Raw genomic sequence first — 16,976 nt, forward strand, 5'->3', positions numbered from 1 at the left:
GTGATGGGCTTAAAACAGCTATTGGAAAAAGTTGAGCCGCACTTCACGCAGGGCGGCAAGCTGGAAAAGTACTACCCGCTGTATGAAGCAACGGCAACGCTGCTCTACACGCCGGGTCACGTGACGAAGGGCGCGGCGCACGTTCGTGATGCTATCGACCTGAAACGTATGATGATCCTCGTCTGGTTCGCCGTCTTCCCGGCGATGTTCTGGGGGATGTACAACGTCGGTCTGCAGACCATTCCGGCGCTGCACAAGCTCTACGGTGCCGAACAACTCCAGCAGGTGATCGCCAGCAACTGGCATTACAGCGTAGCGCAGGCGCTGGGCGTGAGCTTCGCCCCGGATGCTGGCTGGCTCAGCATGATGATGCTCGGCGCGGTGTTCTTCGTACCTATCTACGCTGTCGTCTTTCTGGTGGGGGGCTTCTGGGAAGTGCTTTTTGCCGTCGTGCGTAAGCACGAGGTCAACGAAGGCTTCTTCGTCACCTCGATTCTGTTCGCGCTGATTGTCCCGCCAACCATGCCGTTGTGGCAGGCGGCGCTGGGGATCTCGTTTGGTGTCGTCATTGCCAAAGAGATATTCGGCGGTACTGGTCGTAACTTCCTTAACCCGGCGCTGGCCGGTCGCGCCTTCCTGTTCTTCGCCTATCCGGCGCAAATCTCCGGTGATTTAGTCTGGACCGCGGCCGACGGTTTCTCTGGCGCCACGCCGCTCTCACAGTGGGCGAGCCATGGCGGTGAGTCGCTGGTTAACGTCGTGACCGGTCAGCCGGTGAGCTGGATGGATGCCTTCATCGGCAATATCCCCGGTTCTATTGGCGAAGTCTCAACGCTGATGATTCTGCTCGGCGGGGCGTTGATTATCTTTGGTCGCGTCGCCTCCTGGCGCATCGTCGCCGGGGTGATGCTCGGCATGGTGGTCTGCGCCACGCTGTTTAACCTGATTGGTTCCGACACCAACCCGATGTTCGCCATGCCGTGGTACTGGCACCTGGTGCTGGGCGGCTTTGCCTTCGGCATGATGTTTATGGCAACCGACCCGGTCTCCGCCTCGTTTACCGATAAAGGCAAATGGTGCTACGGCGCGCTGATTGGCGTGATGTGTGTGTTAATCCGCGTGGTTAACCCAGCCTATCCGGAAGGGATGATGCTGGCGATCCTGTTCGCCAACCTCTTTGCACCGCTGTTTGATTACCTGGTGGTGCAGGCCAATATTAAGCGGAGGAAGTCGCGTGGCTGAAAACAAAAGTAACGATAGCATCGGCAAAACGCTGCTGGTGGTGCTGGTGCTTTGCCTGGTCTGCTCCATCGTGGTAGCGGGCTCCGCCGTTGGGCTTAAGCCTCTCCAGCAGGAGCAGCGTGCGCTGGATAAACAGCGCAACATTCTGGCGGTTGCCGGGCTGATGCACGACAAAATGTCCGCTGACGAGGTCGCCGAGATCTACGCGGCCCGTGTTGTACCGCGTCTGGTGGATTTAAAAAGCGGCGAGATCCTTGATAAAGATCCTGCGAAGTTTAACCAAAGTCAGGCGCTGAAAGACCCGGCACAAAGCGTCGCGCTGGCCTCAGGCGAAGACCCGGCAGGGATTCGCCGTCGCAGCAACGTGGTGGAAATCTACCTGATTAAAGATGAACAGCAGAAGGTGCAGGAGATCGTCCTGCCGGTGTACGGCAACGGCCTGTGGTCGATGATGTACGCCTTTGTGGCGCTGGATACCGATGGACGCACCATCCGCGGCATTACCTACTACGACCAGGGGGAAACCCCGGGCCTCGGCGGTGAAATTGAAAACCCGAACTGGCGTGCGCAGTTTGTGGGTAAACGCGTGGTAGACGACAACGGTAAACCGGCGCTGCGCGTCATGAAGGGGGCGGCACCGCAGGGCGATCTCTACGCTGTCGACGGCCTATCCGGCGCGACGCTCACCGCTAACGGCGTGCAGCACAGCTTTGATTTCTGGATGGGTGAAATGGGCTTTGGCCCGTTCCTGAAACAGGTGCGTGAAGGAGGGCTGAATCATGGCTGAGCAGGGTGATATGAAAGAGATGAAGCGCGTGCTGGTTGGCCCGCTTATCGCCAATAACCCGATTGCGCTGCAGGTACTTGGCGTCTGTTCGGCGCTGGCGGTCACCACCAAGCTTGAGACGGCCTTCGTGATGACCATCGCGGTGACGCTGGTGACGGCGTTCTCCAGCATGTTTATCTCGATGATCCGCCATCACATTCCAAACAGCGTGCGCATTATCGTGCAGATGGCGATTATCGCCTCGCTGGTTATCGTCGTCGATCAACTGCTGCGCGCATTTGCTTACGAAACGTCTAAGCAGCTGTCTGTTTTCGTTGGGCTTATCATTACTAACTGTATCGTGATGGGGCGTGCAGAAGCCTACGCCATGAAGTCCCCGCCGCTGGCGAGCTTTATGGACGGTATCGGTAACGGGTTGGGCTACGGCGCCATCCTGCTGATCGTCGGCTTCTTGCGTGAGCTTATCGGCAGCGGCAAGCTGTTTGGGGTGACGGTACTGGAAACCGTACAGAACGGCGGCTGGTACCAGCCTAACGGTCTGTTCCTGCTCGCGCCGAGCGCGTTTTTCATTATCGGTTTGCTGATCTGGGCGCTGCGTAGCTGGAAGCCGGAACAGCAGGAAAAGGAGTAACCGATTATGGCTCATTACATTAGCCTGTTTGTCCGTGCGGTGTTTGTTGAAAACATGGCGCTGGCCTTCTTCCTGGGGATGTGTACCTTCCTCGCGGTGTCGAAAAAGGTCTCGACTGCCTTCGGTCTGGGCGTCGCGGTAACGGTCGTGCTGGGATTGTCGGTGCCGATCAACAACCTGGTCTATAACCTGGTGCTGCGCGACGGCGCGTTGGTTGAAGGCGTGGATCTCAGCTTCCTGAACTTCATCACCTTTATCGGGGTGATTGCAGCTCTGGTGCAGATCCTCGAGATGATCCTCGATAAATACTTCCCGTCGTTGTATACCGCGCTCGGTATCTTCCTGCCGCTTATTGCGGTGAACTGTGCGATTTTCGGTGGCGTATCGTTCATGGTGCAGCGCGACTATAACTTCAGCGAGTCCATCGTTTACGGCTTTGGCTCCGGTATCGGTTGGACGCTGGCGATTGTCGCCATGGCGGGGATCCGTGAAAAAATGAAGTATTCAAACGTGCCCGCGGGACTGCGCGGCTTAGGGATCACCTTTATCACCACCGGACTGATGGCGCTAGGTTTTATGTCATTTTCCGGTGTGCAGCTATAAGGGCCGTTAATCATGGAAATATTACTTGGCGTAGCCATGTTTACGCTGATTGTGCTGGTGCTGTCGGTGCTGATTCTTTTTGCCAAATCGAAGCTGGTGAATGCCGGCGACGTGGTCATTGAAATCAACAACGAAGCAGATAAGCAGATCAAAACGCCGGCCGGTGACAAGCTACTGAATACGCTCTCCAGCAACGGCATTTTTATCTCATCCGCCTGCGGCGGCGGTGGTTCCTGTGGCCAGTGCCGGGTGAAGGTGAAAGAGGGCGGCGGCGATATTCTACCGACCGAGCTTTCGCATATCACCAAGCGCGAAGCCAAAGAGGGCTGCCGCCTGGCCTGTCAGGTTGCCGTGCGTCAGGACATGAAAATCGAACTGCCGGACGAGGTGTTCGGCGTGAAGAAGTGGGAATGTGAGGTTATCTCTAACGATAACAAAGCCACGTTTATTAAAGAGCTGAAGCTTGCCATTCCTGCAGGAGAAAGCGTGCCGTTCCGCGCCGGGGGCTATATTCAGATTGAGTGCCCGCCGCATAAAGTGGCCTACGCTGACTTTGACGTGCCGGATGAATATCGCGGTGACTGGGATAAGTTTAATCTGTTCCGCTACGTCTCCGACGTCAAAGAGCCGACTCTGCGCGCTTACTCAATGGCGAACTACCCGGACGAGAAGGGCATGATTATGCTCAACGTGCGTATCGCCACGCCGCCGCCGTCCGCGCCTGACGCACCGCCGGGGATTATGTCTTCCTATATCTGGTCGCTCAAAGCGGGCGATAAGGTGACGATCTCCGGGCCGTTTGGTGAATTCTTTGCCAAAGAGACCGAAGCGGAAATGGTGTTTATCGGCGGTGGCGCCGGGATGGCGCCGATGCGTTCGCACATCTTTGACCAGCTTAAGCGCCTGCATAGCCAGCGTAAAATCAGCTTCTGGTACGGCGCGCGTTCGCTACGTGAAATGTTCTACCAGGATGAATTTGAAAAACTGGCGCAGGAGAACCCGAACTTTACCTTCCATATCGCGCTTTCTGATGCGCTGCCGGAAGATAACTGGACGGGCTATACTGGCTTTATTCATAACGTCCTGTATGAAAATTACCTGCGTGACCACCCAGCACCGGAAGACTGCGAATTCTACATGTGTGGGCCGCCGATGATGAACGCCGCGGTTATCAAAATGCTTAAAGATCTGGGCGTTGAGGATGAAAACATCATGCTCGATGACTTTGGAGGCTGATGATGTTAACGGTCTTTCTGGCGACCTTCGGTATTTTTGTTCTGGTGATTTTTGGCATGTCGCTGGGCTATATCGTGAAGCGAAAAAGCCTGCAGGGCAGCTGCGGCGGGATTTCTTCGTTAGGGATGGAGAAAGTGTGTAACTGCCCTGAACCCTGCGATGCGCGTAAAAAGCGTATCGCCCAGGAGGCGCAGCGCCAGCAGAACCGTATCCTGTAGTTTCTCTTTTCGCCCGGCTCTGCCGGGCGATTTGTATTCTTCTCATTTGTCATTGTTGTGCTGTATACTTATCCAGTGGTAAGTGAGGGCTAACGATGCGCAAAATAATCCATATTGATATGGACTGCTTCTTCGCGGCGGTGGAAATGCGCGACAATCCGGCGCTGCGCGATATTCCTATCGCCATTGGCGGCAGTCGGGTACAGCGTGGAGTGATAAGCACGGCGAACTATCCGGCGCGCAAATTTGGCGTGCGCAGCGCCATGCCGACAGGAATGGCGCTGAAGCTCTGCCCGCATCTCACGCTACTGCCGGGGCGCTTTGAGGCCTATCGTGAAGCGTCCAACCATATCCGGGAGATCTTCTCCCGCTATACCTCGCTTATCGAACCGCTCTCGCTGGATGAAGCCTACCTGGACGTCAGTGCGAGTCCCCACTGTCATGGCTCGGCGACCCTGATGGCCCAGGAGATCCGCCAGACTATCTTCAACGAACTCTCGCTGACCGCATCGGCGGGGGTGGCACCGGTGAAGTTTCTCGCCAAAATCGCTTCTGACCTCAACAAACCCAACGGCCAGTTTGTGCTGACGCCGGACGAGGTTCCCGGTTTTCTCAAAACCCTGCCGCTCGGTAAAATTCCCGGCGTGGGTAAGGTGTCGGCCGCGAAGCTTGAAAGCATGGGGTTACGTACCTGTGAAGACGTACAGAACAGCGATCTCGCCATGTTGCTCAAACGCTTTGGTAAATTCGGGCGGATCCTCTGGGAGCGCAGTCATGGGATCGATGAGCGTGAGATCCATAACGATCGCCAGAGAAAGTCGATCGGCGTAGAGCGAACGCTGGAAGAGGACATTCATGAATGGGCCGACTGCGAAGCGATCGTCGAACGTCTTTATCCAGAACTCGAACGGCGGCTGGCGAAAGTCCGGCCAGACCTACGTATTGCCCGGCAGGGGATAAAGCTCAAATTTAATGATTTCCAGCAAACCACCCAGGAGCACGTCTGGCCGAAACTGACCAAAGACGATCTGCTTGCCACGGCCTATCAGTCCTGGCAGGAACGCCGTGCCGGGCGTGGGGTGCGTCTGGTTGGCTTGCACGTTACGCTGCTCGACCCGCAGCTGGAAAGACAGCTTCTTTTAGGAATTTAACCATGCTGATTCGTGAATACCGTGACGGTGATTTTTCCACGCTATGCCAGATTTTTCAGCGCGCGATAAGAGAAACGGCCAGCCAGCACTATTCACCTGCCCAGGTAAACGCCTGGGCGCAGGTCGATGAAATCCGCTGGCGGCAAAAAATGGCCGACTCTCTGGTTCTGGTGGCGACGGTTGATGACGTGCCGGTGGGCTTTGTCACCGCCGTTGAGCTTTATATTGACCTGCTGTTTGTCGACCCATCGTATTCACGCCAGGGGATCGCCAGCGCATTGCTGAAAGCGCTGTTCGCCAGAATACCGACGGGAACGTTAACGGTAGAAGCAAGTATCACGGCCAGAGCGTGTTTTGAACGACTGGGATTTGTGGTGGTGGCAGAACAAGAAGTGGAAGCGCGCGGAGAGACGTTTGTGAACTATCGGATGGAGAAGGTCAGGTAGGGTGGTGATATTCCCGGCGGCGCTTCGCTTGGCCGGGCTACGAATAATGTAGCCCGGCCAAGCGAAGCGCCGCCGGGAACGGCTCAAAACTTACTTCGCCGGAATCGCTTTCAGCAGTTCCGTCAGCAGCTGCCAGTACTGGCCAACGCTTTCGATATGAACCTGCTCATCCGGAGAGTGTGGCCCGGTGATGGTTGGCCCAATGGAGACCATATCCATGTCTGGATAAGGTTTCTTGAACAGACCACATTCCAGACCCGCGTGGATGATCTGAATGTTCGGTACCTTGTTGAACAGACGCTGATAGGTTTCACGCACCAGGTGCATCACCGGAGAGTTAGCGTCCGGCTGCCAGCCTGGGTAGCCCCCTTTCGGCTGGGTTTTAGCACCGGCCAGCGCGCCCAGAGATTCCAGCATGCTCACCACGTAATCTTTACCGCTGTCGAGCAGGGAACGGATCAGGCAGTGAATGGTGGCGGTATCTTCGGTCATGGACACCACGCCCACGTTCAGAGAGGTTTCAACCACGCCTTTCGCCACGTCGGAGTTACGAATCACGCCGTTCGGGGTCGCGTTCAGCAGCTGAATGAACGCATCGCGAGAAGCGGCGGTCAGCGCTTTACCGTCAACGGTCTGGGTTTCCAGAACCAGCGTCAGGTTTTTCTCTTTCGCCGACAGTTCGTTTTGCAGAATGTGCAGGTAGGTTTCTACCAGGCCTTTCAGCGCATCAGCTTTATCCGCTGGGATTGCCAGCGCAGCAGAGGCTTCACGTGGAATGGCGTTACGCAGGGTACCGCCGGTGAAGTCGACCAGACGCAGATCCAGCTCGTTCGCGTGAGCGACCAGGAAACGGGCCAGCAGTTTGTTGGCGTTGCCGAGACCGAGGTGAATATCACCGCCGGAGTGACCGCCTTTCAGGCCTTTCAGCGTCAGCTTGAAGCCCTGGAAGCCCGCAGGAATCGCTTCGCGGGTTAGCGGAAGGTTGCTGGTGAAGTCGATACCACCGGCACAACCCATGTAGATTTCACCCTCTTCTTCAGAGTCGGTGTTAATCAGGATGTCGCCCTGCAGCCAGTTTGGTTGCAGACCGAACGCGCCGTCCATGCCGGTCTCTTCGGTCATGGTCAGCAGCACTTCCAGCGGACCGTGTTCAACGGACTCGTCGGACAGCACCGCCAGCGCGGAAGCCATACCGATACCGTTATCGGCACCCAGCGTGGTGCCGCGCGCTTTTACCCACTCACCGTCGATGTACGGCTGAATAGGGTCTTTGGCGAAGTCATGAACGGTATCATTGTTTTTCTGCGGCACCATATCGAGGTGAGCCTGCAGTACAACCGGTTTACGGTTTTCCATACCTGGGGTCGCGGCTTTGCGAATCAGAATGTTGCCAACCTGGTCGCGCTCTGCGTGAAGACCTTTTTCTTTCGCCCAGCCAACGATGTGCGCGGCGAGCTGCTCTTCATGATGAGAAGGGTGCGGAATAGAACAGATTTTGGCAAAAATATCCCACAGCGGCTGCGGGGATAATTGAGACAGTTCAGACACGGTGAGTCTCCTTACGGCGTTCTGCAAAAGTCGCTTGCAGGTAAAGGGTTAGCACATACACATACCACAAGACTGGCTTGCGCGATGGGGTTGAGAATACCACTTTCTGCTTCTTCCGGTAGAACAAACCACGTAAAAAGCGCGCCGGATTCCGCTTAACACTGGTTTTTAGTGCGTCAGATCTCTATAATCTCGCGCAACCCATTTCCCCCTTGAACAATTTTTAAGCCGTATAACATAGGCTGGGACAACTTCACATGAGCGAAAAATACGTCGTCACCTGGGACATGTTGCAGATTCACGCACGCAAACTGGCTGCACGCCTGATGCCTTCTGAACAGTGGAAAGGCATTATCGCCGTTAGTCGCGGCGGTCTGGTACCGGGCGCACTGCTGGCACGTGAACTGGGCATTCGTCACGTCGACACCGTATGCATCTCCAGCTATGACCACGACAACCAGCGCGAACTGACCGTTCTGAAACGCGCTGAAGGCGATGGCGAAGGCTTTATCGTTATTGACGACCTGGTAGACACTGGCGGTACCGCAGTAGCGATTCGCGAAATGTACCCGAAAGCGCATTTCGTCACCATCTTCGCTAAACCAGCAGGCCGTCCGCTGGTTGACGATTATGTTATTGATATCCCGCAGGATACCTGGATTGAACAGCCTTGGGATATGGGCGTGGTGTTCGTACCGCCTATTTCTGGCCGTTAATTCTGTCAATTAATGCGCTTCCAACGCCCGGTTATGCCGGGCGTTGTTTTATTTAACGTCCTACGCGTTACAATAAATCCAGGAAAGTATCTATGGAGGTTTTGTGATGCCAGAAGCTAATCTCAGCGAAACGCTATTCAAGCCGCGTTTTAAACACCCTGAAACGTCAACGCTGGTACGCCGGTTCAACAATGGTAGTACCTCCCATATGCAGTCGGCGCTCAGCGGCAATAACGTACCGCACTGGTACCGAATGATTAACCGCCTGATGTGGATCTGGCGCGGTGTTACCCCGCAGGAAATTCTCGACGTGCAGGCGCGCATTGTGATGAGCAAGGCCGAACGTACCGACGACGAACTGTATGACACCGTGGTGGGCTATCGCGGCGGTAACTGGATTTATGAATGGTCTTCTCAGGCCATGCTCTGGCAGCAGAAGGCCACCCAGGAGCAAGACGAAGCCCTCAGCGGCCGCCACTGGCTGCATGCCTCTAACCTTTATAGCATTGCCGCGTACCCGCACCTGAAGGGCGACGATCTCGCCGAGCAGGCGCAGGCGCTGGCAAACCGCGCCTATGAAGAGGCGGCTCAGCGTCTGCCGGGGGAAATCCGCGAGCTGGAATTTGCCATTCCTGGCGGTTCACCGGTAACCGGGTTCCTGCACATGCCGAAAGGCAATGGCCCGTTCCCCACGGTGCTGATGTGCGGTGGGCTGGATGGCCTGCAGACCGATTACTACAGCCTTTATGAGCACTACTTCGCACCGCTCGGCATTGCGATGCTGACGCTGGATATGCCGTCGATTGGCTTCTCCTCTAAATGGAAGCTGACTCAGGACTCCAGTATGCTGCACCAGCACGCGCTGCGCGCGCTGCCGGATATTCCGTGGGTTGATCATACCCGTGTGGCGGCGTTTGGTTTCCGCTTCGGGGCGAACATTGCCGTGCGTCTTGCCTACCTGGAAGCGTCACGCCTGAAAGCCGTCGCTTGTCTTGGCCCGGTGGTACACGGTTTGCTCAACGACCCACTGCATCAGGGCCGCGTGCCGGAGATGTATCTTGACGTGCTGGCCTCGCGCCTGGGCATGCACGATGCTTCGGACGAAGCGCTGCGCGTCGAACTGAATCGCTACTCACTGAAGACGCAGGGGCTGCTGGGCCGACGTTGCCCAACGCCGATGCTCTCAGGCTACTGGGATAACGATCCGTTCAGCCCGGAAGAGGAGTCGCGGTTAATTGTTTCGTCATCTGCGCAGGGCAAACTGATGCCGATCCCGTTTAACCCGGTATATCGCAATTTCGATCGGGCACTGAAAGAAATTGCCGGGTGGATCAATAATAGATTTTGTTAATGCATTGCTAAATTCTATTGATTTGGTAAAACAGTTGCATCACTAAAGGAGATCGCAATGACGTTACCGAGTGGACACCCGAAGAGTAGATTGATCAAGAAATTCACTGCGCTTGGCCCCTATATCCGCGAAGAACAGTGCGAAGATAACCGCTTTTTTTTCGACTGTCTGGCGGTATGTGTAAACGTAAAACCTGCGCCGGAGAAGCGTGAGTTCTGGGGCTGGTGGATGGAAATGGAAGCGGAAGAACGCCGCTTTACCTACAGCTACCAGTTCGGCTTGTTCGATAAAGAGGGTCACTGGCAGGCCGTCGCGATCAAAGACCCTGAGGTCGTTGAACGCCTGCAGCAAACGCTGCGCGGCTTCCATGAGCGGGCAAAAGATCTGCTGGCGACGCTGGACCTGGCGCTGGAGCCCGCTGACGGGTTTGCCAATGAAGCGGTGAAGCGTACGGCATAGCCAATGCCTGATGGCGCTACGCTTATCAGGCCTACCATTTGTTAGGTAGGCCAGATAAGGCAAAGCCGCCATCAGGTATAAACCAATATAAAAGGCCAGCAAACTTCGCTGGCCTTTTATATTGAGAAGAAAATAACGCCAGTTGCCTGGCGTTATTATTTCCTGTCTTAGAACTGGTAGGTCATACCTACAGCAACCACATCATCGGTCATAATACCCAGACGTTTAGTCACATCAGATTCATCAACCAGGTTGATCTTATAATCAACAAACGCTGACATATTTTTGTTGAAATAATAGGTCGCGCCCACATCAACATATTTCATCAGATCCTGATCGCCGATACCGTTTTCCAGGTTTTTACCTTTCATCTGCACGTAGCCCAGGGATGGACGCAGACCGAAATCGAACTGATATTGCGCAACGGCTTCGAAGTTCTGTGCTTTATTAGCAAAGCCCTGATCTGCCTCTGCCTTACCTTTAATTGGGGTCATATTGCGGGTTTCGGTATAAACCATCGCCAGGTAGATATTGTTGGCATCATATTTTACGCCAGTGCCCCAGGACTCGGCATTTTTACCACCGAAGGCCAGTGCTTTATCCTGCTGAACGTTGGTACGGTCAGAGTTGGTGTATGCCGCGCTGATAGCGAAATCGCTGCCGCCGAAGTCGTAGGCAACAGAGGTACCGAAGCCGTCACCGTTAGCGGTATCGTAGGCGCGGTCATTTTTACCCTGATATTGCAGGGTTAAATCCAGACCGTCGACAGCGCCAAAGAAGTCAGTGTTGCGATAGGTCGCCAGACCGCTGGAGCGCTTGGTCATAAAGTTATCGGTTTTGCCGGTGGAGTCACCGCCGAATTCCGGGAACATATCGGTCCAGGCTTCAACGTCGTACAGCGCACCCAGGTTACGACCGTAGTCAAATGAACCGAAGTCTTTTAATTTCAGACCGGCAAATGCCAGACGGGTTTTCTGTGTAGAGGAGCTGCTGCTTTCTTCTTTATTACCAGCAAACTCTGATTCCCAACGACCATAACCGGTCAGTTGGTCGTTAATTTTGGTTTCGCCTTTAATGCCGAAACGAACGTATGTTTTATCGCCATCGGAGCTGGAATCATCGCTCATGTAGTGCATTGCTCTTACTTTGCCGTAAACATCCAGTTTATTACTATCCTTGTTATAAACTTCTGCTGCCATAGCTGAAGAAGAAGCAATAATACCCATCATCGTTAATGCCAGAGTTGTTTTTTGCATTTCTCAATCCCGATTTTTTAGCTTTAAAATTTGCTGTGAAAGACCACTGTGAAAAAACAGGAACGTTTTTATCCTTCCCATGTTAAAAATTTATGACAATGTCAGATTAAATATAAAAAAGTATGTTTAAGTTTTTCTGTCATAAAAATGTCAATATTCTCCACTAGGCTGCCTGATCCCGCGCAACAAAACCCCTCGCTTTCTGCGCTGCCTGTTGGCAAGCGGCCTGACACCTGCTACAACGTTGGTCTGGTATTGATATTTCTTATTTTTAACGGCAGAGAATCATGAGTGATAGTCAGACGCTGGTGGTCAAACTGGGCACCAGTGTTTTAACGGGCGGATCGCGCCGCCTGAATCGCGCGCATATTGTCGAACTGGTTCGCCAGTGCGCTCAGCTCCATGCAGCTGGGCATCGAATTGTCATCGTAACGTCAGGAGCAATTGCCGCCGGGCGTGAGCATCTGGGTTACCCTGAACTGCCCGCGACTATTGCTTCCAAGCAACTGCTGGCTGCCGTTGGTCAGAGCCGCTTAATTCAGCTCTGGGAACAGCTGTTTTCTATCTATGGTATCCACGTCGGTCAGATGCTGCTGACCCGCGCCGATATGGAAGACCGTGAGCGCTTTCTCAACGCCCGTGACACCATGCGCGCGCTGCTTGATAACAACATCGTTCCGGTAATTAACGAAAACGATGCGGTGGCGACCGCAGAGATTAAGGTTGGCGATAACGACAACCTCTCCGCGCTGGCGGCGATTCTGGCCGGTGCTGATAAGCTGCTGCTGCTGACCGATCAGCAAGGGCTGTTTACTGCCGATCCGCGCAGCAACCCGGACGCCGAGCTGATTAAAGACGTCTACGGTATTGACGACGACCTGCGTGCCGTCGCCGGTGATAGCGTATCTGGCCTTGGCACGGGCGGCATGGGCACCAAACTTCAGGCCGCTGACGTTGCCTGCCGTGCTGGTATCGATACCATTATTGCTGCCGGTAGCCTGCCGGGCGTGATTGGTGACGTGATGGCGAATGTTTCTGTCGGCACCCGTTTCCACGCGCAGGACACTCCGCTGGAAAACCGCAAACGTTGGATCTTTGGCGCACCACCGGCTGGCGAACTGATTGTGGATGAAGGCGCTACCTCAGCAATTCTGGAACGTGGGAGTTCATTACTTCCAAAAGGCATTAAAAACGTGACAGGTAACTTCTCTCGTGGTGAAGTGATCCGCATCCGTAGCCTTGCAGGCCGCGACATCGCCCACGGCGTAAGCCGTTACAACAGCGATGCGCTACGCCTTATTGCCGGGCACCACTCGCAGGAAATTGACGCCATTCTCGGCTACGAATACGGCCCGGTTGCCGTGCATCGCGACGACATGATCACCCGCTAAGGAGTTCAACATGCTGGAAAAAATGGGCATTGCCGCCAAGCAGGCCTCCTACAAACTGGCGCTGCTATCCGGCCGGGAGAAAAACCGGGTTCTGGAAACGATTGCCGATTATCTGGAATCTCATAGCGATGAGATCCTGCGCGCTAACGCCGAAGATCTAACCCAGGCCCGTGAAGGCGGCCTGAGCGAAGCCATGCTCGACCGTCTGGCGCTGACCCCTGCGCGTCTGGCTTCGATTGCGAACGATGTCCGCCAGGTGTGTACGCTGGCCGACCCGGTAGGGCAGGTGATTGACGGCGGGCTGCTCGATAGCGGCCTGCGTATCGAACGTCGCCGCGTCCCTCTGGGCGTTATCGGTGTGATTTACGAAGCTCGCCCGAACGTCACCGTTGACGTCGCGGCGCTGTGCCTGAAAACCGGTAACGCCGCCATTTTGCGCGGCGGCAAAGAGACCTACCGCACCAACGCCGCCACCGTCGGCGTGATTCAACGCGCGCTGAAAGAGTGCGGCCTGCCAGAAGCAGCGGTTCAGGCCATTGAGAATCCGGACCGCGCTCTGGTCAGCGAAATGCTGCGTATGGATAAGTACATCGATATGCTGATCCCACGCGGCGGCGCAGGCCTGCATAAGCTGTGCCGCGAGCAGTCCACTATTCCGGTTATCACCGGCGGTATCGGCGTATGCCATATCTACGTGGATGATACCGCTGAGATTGAACCGGCGCTGAAGATTATCGTCAACGCCAAAACCCAGCGCCCAAGCACCTGTAACACCGTGGAAACGCTGCTGGTGAATCAGTCTATCGCTGAGCGCTTCCTGCCGGCGCTGAGCAAGCAGATGGCCGAAAGCGGCGTGACGCTGCACGGCGACGATACCGTGATGCGTGAGCTGAAAGGCCCGGCGAAGCTGGTACCGCTGCAGGCAGAAGAGCTGGATAACGAGTTCCTGTCGCTGGATCTTAACGTGGTGGTGGTTCCGGATATGGACAGTGCGATTGCACACATCCGCCAACACGGCACCCAGCACTCCGATGCCATCCTGACTCGCACCCTGAGCAACGCCAACCGTTTCATCAACGAAGTGGACTCCTCAGCGGTATACGTCAACGCCTCCACCCGCTTCACCGACGGCGGCCAGTTCGGCCTGGGGGCGGAAGTGGCGGTGAGTACGCAGAAACTGCACGCGCGTGGTCCAATGGGTCTTGAAGCGCTGACCACCTACAAGTGGATCGGCTTCGGCGACGATACCATTCGTGCGTAATTGATAGCGGGCGATGCAAAAATAGGCGGTTGATTAACCTGACTATTGACGCATCGCCCGGTTAGTTTTAACCTTTTGTCCCGTGATTCACGTTCGTGAGCACATCTTGCAGGGCCGATATAGCTCAGTTGGTAGAGCAGCGCATTCGTAATGCGAAGGTCGGAGGTTCGACTCCTCTTATCGGCACCATTTCACGCTCTTCCCAAGTCTACCAAAATCAACCCAAAGCCCGTGTACTGCGGTTTTACCCGCTTAACCTCGATGCCAGGCTGTGGACATAGAGCCTCGGCCAGTCTGTGCTATCAGAACGACTGCAGCGTGCTGATTTTCCCTTGCTGCCAGTTATCTTCCGACTGGCGCAGCGCGTTGCTGATATCCGCCAGACTGTCGGATGGCAGCGTCTTCGGCAGCAGGTCGACGCCCACGCTGGAGATAATCTGCCCGTAGGTGTTACGCAACTCTGCGTACGCCAGGTCCTGACGCAGGTCGGCGTTCAGCGCGTTCAGTTCACCCTGAATCAGCTGTAGTTCACCGATGCTATTGGCCTTGTAGCGGTTACGCAGTTGCTGAACGATCTGCCCATCCAGATCACGCAGCTCTTCACTGGTTTTATACTGACGCAGCGCTTCATTGTAGTTGGCGCGCGCCACGTACAGCTGTGCCATGATCGCCAGTGACATTGCCTGGCGCTGTAACTCGCCCACCTGCTCGTTAGCCTTCGCTGCGCTGTGCGCCGCCGGGCCAGACATCAGGTTGAACAGGTTCCAGGTAGCTTTCACTCCCACGTCAGCCCAACTGTTGTTCACCAGGAACGAGTTGCTGTCGTAATGGCCTCCTGCGCTAATCTCGATACCCGGCAGCATACGCAGTAGCGTTTTGCGGGTTTCTGCGGCGTTAATACGTACCTGATAATCCTGCTCACGCAGTTCAGGGCGGCTCACCAGCGCGGTCTCTTCCAGGATTTTCTGATCCACGTTCAACTGCGGAACGGCCTCATCGCCGCTCCCCGGCAGCGCCAGTTTGTACTGTGTATCCAGCGGCAGGTTCATCAGCGTGGCGAGTTCCGTTTTCGCCAGCGACAGCGCACGGCGTTGCTCTTCCAGTTGGCGGGTGGCATCAATCAGCGCACGGCGATAACTCAGGGCTTCAACCTGGTCGCCTACCTGCTGGGCGGTCATCCGCTCGCTGGCTTCGCGCGCCTGGTTTACCCGGTCAATCAGCGTATCGATCTGGCCCAGCAGACGCTCGGCGGCAACTGCACGCCAGTAGGCGGAACGCACGTCTTGCAGGATGGTGTGCACCACCTTGCGTTTACGTTCTTCGGCAATCCAGCGCTGATCCGATTTCTGTTTTGCGCTGACGTAGCTTACGCCAAAGTCGAGCACGTTCCACACCATCGTCAGGTCGGCCACATCGCGGTCACGATCCTGCGAGGTGGACGGTTCCAGAGAGGTTTGTCCGGTGAGCACGCTTTGGCTACTGGAAGCGCTGACGTTGTTACGCCCGGCGTAGCCTGCGGAAGCTGCAAGCTTCGGCAGCATGTCATAACGCGACAGATCGAGCTGTTGCTGGGCCAGTGCGCTTTCCATTACTTTTAAGCGTGACTCAAGGTTATATTTCAGTGCACGTGCCATCGCATCATACAGGGTGATCGGCGCGGTAACTGGCTCTTGTTGACTAAACATCGCCACGCGATCCTGCTGGCTGCGCTGCTCGCTCTCTTTTTTGGTAATCGGGTCGCTGGTTACGGCACAGCCACTCAGGGCTACGACCAGCGCGCTCAGGGCAAAAATCTTGCGGCTTTTGCGCTTCACTTCGCTGCCATTCACGGTTGTCATCATCGACAGCCGGTTTGCCACCATCACGTTCATCATAGAATTAATGCCTTCTGCTGTAGTCTTTTAGTTGTTAGCCCTGCTGCTGACCCCGGTCGTGCAACGCCTGTTCAATAGCTGACAGACGTTGCCCCTCAGCTTCGCCAATGTGCTGTAACTGCCGGTGGAGCGATGGGGTAAATGCTGCTGCAACGTGTTCCGTACCCTGTGCCGCCACTGCCCGCGAGTGTAGGTTGATGTCTTTCCAACTCCCGTTGGTAAACACCTCCATTGGGGTCATTGAAGACAGGTAAATGCCGGAGAAGACACTGGCCAGCGACGAGGTGCCGCCCAGTGCTGGATCTTTACTAAAGCTCGGGAATGAACCCAGCGAGCTATCAAAACGGCTGCCGAACGTTGAACCGTGCTCGAAGATATTCGATACCGGGCTCTTCGTGACATCATCACCGCTCACATTATCCCTGCCTGCGTTGAAGATAGAGGCCATCATTGAGCCGCTCCCGGCGGTGCGCCCGGCGCTAAAGCTGCCCAGCGTCGGCGTCGTGAACAGCGTATTCAGCGGCGGTGCACCTGTACCCTGGGTCAGAAAATCTGGCGTATGGCTATCGCCCGGACGTGGTCCGTTTACACCATCCGTAATGCGGAACTGCGGGTCGCCGCCGATCATGTCCGCGCGGGTGATCGTCAGGACAAAGGTGGTACTCACTGAGGCGTTGTTCGGGTCGGTGGCGGTAAGTTTGATGCTCAGGTTGCCGACATCGGCGTTGCCCGGTGTGCCGGAGAAGGTGTTGGTTGCCGGGTCAAAGTGCAGCCAGGTCGGCAGGGCGGAGCCGTCTGCCAGGGTG

The 16,976-nt window shown here is 55.6% G+C and carries 17 protein-coding genes and 1 tRNA gene; 14 read left to right on the forward strand and 4 right to left on the reverse strand.

The window, feature by feature from the left end; all coding sequences use genetic code 11:
• Positions 1-3 precede the first annotated feature (3 nt).
• The 8 genes from V6944_RS22410 (at position 4) to V6944_RS22445 (ending at position 6,314) form a co-directional block, all read left to right on the forward strand.
• The gene (locus V6944_RS22410; RefSeq protein ID WP_333500592.1) at positions 4-1,242 is read left to right on the forward strand and encodes an NADH:ubiquinone reductase (Na(+)-transporting) subunit B; all 1,239 of its coding nucleotides are present in this window, start codon (positions 4-6) and stop codon (positions 1,240-1,242) included.
• Positions 1,235-2,029, forward strand: a complete 795-nt coding sequence (locus V6944_RS22415; RefSeq protein WP_333500579.1) for a Na(+)-translocating NADH-quinone reductase subunit C — start codon at positions 1,235-1,237, stop codon at positions 2,027-2,029. The genes V6944_RS22410 and V6944_RS22415 overlap by 8 nt, the downstream gene beginning before the upstream one ends.
• Complete coding sequence (locus tag V6944_RS22420; RefSeq protein WP_333500580.1) at positions 2,022-2,660, forward strand: NADH:ubiquinone reductase (Na(+)-transporting) subunit D; 639 nt, start codon at positions 2,022-2,024, stop codon at positions 2,658-2,660. Before V6944_RS22415 ends, V6944_RS22420 begins: the two co-directional genes overlap by 8 nt.
• A 6-nt stretch (positions 2,661-2,666) precedes the next feature.
• Positions 2,667-3,263 carry an NADH:ubiquinone reductase (Na(+)-transporting) subunit E gene (gene nqrE / locus V6944_RS22425; RefSeq protein ID WP_333500581.1) on the forward strand — a complete coding sequence of 199 codons (597 nt, stop codon included), beginning with the start codon at positions 2,667-2,669 and terminating at the stop codon, positions 3,261-3,263.
• 12 nt (positions 3,264-3,275) lie between these two features.
• Complete coding sequence (nqrF, locus tag V6944_RS22430) at positions 3,276-4,499, forward strand: NADH:ubiquinone reductase (Na(+)-transporting) subunit F (protein ID WP_333500582.1); 1,224 nt, start codon at positions 3,276-3,278, stop codon at positions 4,497-4,499.
• Between the two features lie 2 nt (positions 4,500-4,501).
• Positions 4,502-4,717, forward strand: coding sequence for a (Na+)-NQR maturation NqrM (nqrM, locus tag V6944_RS22435; RefSeq protein ID WP_185669692.1), 216 nt, complete (start codon positions 4,502-4,504; stop codon positions 4,715-4,717).
• A 95-nt stretch (positions 4,718-4,812) separates the two neighbouring features.
• Positions 4,813-5,868: a DNA polymerase IV gene (gene dinB / locus V6944_RS22440; protein WP_185669668.1), complete on the forward strand. Its 1,056-nt coding sequence runs from the start codon at positions 4,813-4,815 to the stop codon at positions 5,866-5,868.
• Positions 5,869-5,870: 2 nt separating this feature from the next.
• Positions 5,871-6,314, forward strand: a complete 444-nt coding sequence (locus V6944_RS22445; RefSeq protein WP_333500583.1) for a GNAT family N-acetyltransferase — start codon at positions 5,871-5,873, stop codon at positions 6,312-6,314.
• Positions 6,315-6,404: 90 nt separating this feature from the next.
• On the opposite strand, the gene pepD is transcribed toward V6944_RS22445, so the two are convergent.
• On the reverse strand, positions 6,405-7,862 hold the full coding sequence (gene pepD / locus V6944_RS22450; RefSeq protein WP_333500584.1) for a cytosol nonspecific dipeptidase: 1,458 nt from the start codon (positions 7,860-7,862) through the stop codon (positions 6,405-6,407).
• Positions 7,863-8,119: 257 nt separating this feature from the next.
• Between pepD and gpt the strand changes: the two genes are divergently transcribed.
• The 3 genes from gpt (at position 8,120) to crl (ending at position 10,388) form a co-directional block, all read left to right on the forward strand.
• Positions 8,120-8,578 carry a xanthine phosphoribosyltransferase gene (gpt, locus tag V6944_RS22455; RefSeq protein WP_010427903.1) on the forward strand — a complete coding sequence of 153 codons (459 nt, stop codon included), beginning with the start codon at positions 8,120-8,122 and terminating at the stop codon, positions 8,576-8,578.
• A 106-nt stretch (positions 8,579-8,684) separates the two neighbouring features.
• On the forward strand, positions 8,685-9,929 hold the full coding sequence (gene frsA, locus V6944_RS22460) for an esterase FrsA (RefSeq protein WP_333500585.1): 1,245 nt from the start codon (positions 8,685-8,687) through the stop codon (positions 9,927-9,929).
• Between the two features lie 57 nt (positions 9,930-9,986).
• Positions 9,987-10,388 (forward strand): sigma factor-binding protein Crl, encoded by a 402-nt coding sequence (crl, locus tag V6944_RS22465; protein WP_185669664.1) that lies wholly within the window; start codon positions 9,987-9,989, stop codon positions 10,386-10,388.
• A 167-nt stretch (positions 10,389-10,555) separates the two neighbouring features.
• Here the strand turns inward: crl and phoE are convergent, their stop codons facing one another.
• Positions 10,556-11,644, reverse strand: a complete 1,089-nt coding sequence (gene phoE, locus V6944_RS22470) for a phosphoporin PhoE (protein WP_333500586.1) — start codon at positions 11,642-11,644, stop codon at positions 10,556-10,558.
• A gap of 287 nt (positions 11,645-11,931) precedes the next feature.
• On the opposite strand from phoE, the gene proB reads away from it, so the two are divergent.
• The 3 genes from proB to V6944_RS22485 all read left to right on the forward strand — a co-directional run bounded on the left by proB (position 11,932) and on the right by V6944_RS22485 (position 14,485).
• On the forward strand, positions 11,932-13,035 hold the full coding sequence (gene proB, locus V6944_RS22475; RefSeq protein WP_333500587.1) for a glutamate 5-kinase: 1,104 nt from the start codon (positions 11,932-11,934) through the stop codon (positions 13,033-13,035).
• Between the two features lie 10 nt (positions 13,036-13,045).
• A complete protein-coding gene (gene proA, locus V6944_RS22480) occupies positions 13,046-14,296 on the forward strand; it encodes a glutamate-5-semialdehyde dehydrogenase (RefSeq protein ID WP_333500588.1) in 1,251 nt (416 codons plus the stop codon).
• 113 nt (positions 14,297-14,409) lie between these two features.
• Positions 14,410-14,485 (forward strand) — tRNA-Thr (locus V6944_RS22485).
• A gap of 113 nt (positions 14,486-14,598) precedes the next feature.
• On the opposite strand, the gene V6944_RS22490 is transcribed toward V6944_RS22485, so the two are convergent.
• Both V6944_RS22490 and V6944_RS22495 read right to left on the reverse strand, forming a co-directional pair.
• A complete protein-coding gene (locus V6944_RS22490; RefSeq protein ID WP_333500593.1) occupies positions 14,599-16,134 on the reverse strand; it encodes a TolC family protein in 1,536 nt (511 codons plus the stop codon).
• Positions 16,135-16,204: 70 nt separating this feature from the next.
• On the reverse strand, positions 16,205-16,976 hold a 772-nt coding region (locus tag V6944_RS22495; protein ID WP_333500589.1), incomplete at its 5' end, for a putative Ig domain-containing protein.

Origin of the sequence: Kluyvera sp. CHPC 1.2972, assembly GCF_036759925.1 — a bacterium.
Taxonomy (GTDB): domain Bacteria; phylum Pseudomonadota; class Gammaproteobacteria; order Enterobacterales; family Enterobacteriaceae; genus Kluyvera.

Excerpts from the sequence above, each read along its gene's own strand:
- proB (WP_333500587.1), top strand. The coding sequence starts at position 11,932 with ATGAGTGATAGTCAGACGCTGGTGGTCAAACTGGGCACCAGTGTTTTA.
- nqrF (WP_333500582.1), top strand. The coding sequence starts at position 3,276 with ATGGAAATATTACTTGGCGTAGCCATGTTTACGCTGATTGTGCTGGTG.
- phoE (WP_333500586.1), bottom strand. The coding sequence starts at position 11,644 with ATGCAAAAAACAACTCTGGCATTAACGATGATGGGTATTATTGCTTCT.
- V6944_RS22410 (WP_333500592.1), top strand. The coding sequence starts at position 4 with ATGGGCTTAAAACAGCTATTGGAAAAAGTTGAGCCGCACTTCACGCAG.
- nqrE (WP_333500581.1), top strand. The coding sequence starts at position 2,667 with ATGGCTCATTACATTAGCCTGTTTGTCCGTGCGGTGTTTGTTGAAAAC.
- frsA (WP_333500585.1), top strand. The coding sequence starts at position 8,685 with ATGCCAGAAGCTAATCTCAGCGAAACGCTATTCAAGCCGCGTTTTAAA.
- V6944_RS22445 (WP_333500583.1), top strand. The coding sequence starts at position 5,871 with ATGCTGATTCGTGAATACCGTGACGGTGATTTTTCCACGCTATGCCAG.
- proA (WP_333500588.1), top strand. The coding sequence starts at position 13,046 with ATGCTGGAAAAAATGGGCATTGCCGCCAAGCAGGCCTCCTACAAACTG.
- nqrM (WP_185669692.1), top strand. The coding sequence starts at position 4,502 with ATGTTAACGGTCTTTCTGGCGACCTTCGGTATTTTTGTTCTGGTGATT.
- crl (WP_185669664.1), top strand. The coding sequence starts at position 9,987 with ATGACGTTACCGAGTGGACACCCGAAGAGTAGATTGATCAAGAAATTC.
- V6944_RS22490 (WP_333500593.1), bottom strand. The coding sequence starts at position 16,134 with ATGACAACCGTGAATGGCAGCGAAGTGAAGCGCAAAAGCCGCAAGATT.
- V6944_RS22420 (WP_333500580.1), top strand. The coding sequence starts at position 2,022 with ATGGCTGAGCAGGGTGATATGAAAGAGATGAAGCGCGTGCTGGTTGGC.
- gpt (WP_010427903.1), top strand. The coding sequence starts at position 8,120 with ATGAGCGAAAAATACGTCGTCACCTGGGACATGTTGCAGATTCACGCA.
- dinB (WP_185669668.1), top strand. The coding sequence starts at position 4,813 with ATGCGCAAAATAATCCATATTGATATGGACTGCTTCTTCGCGGCGGTG.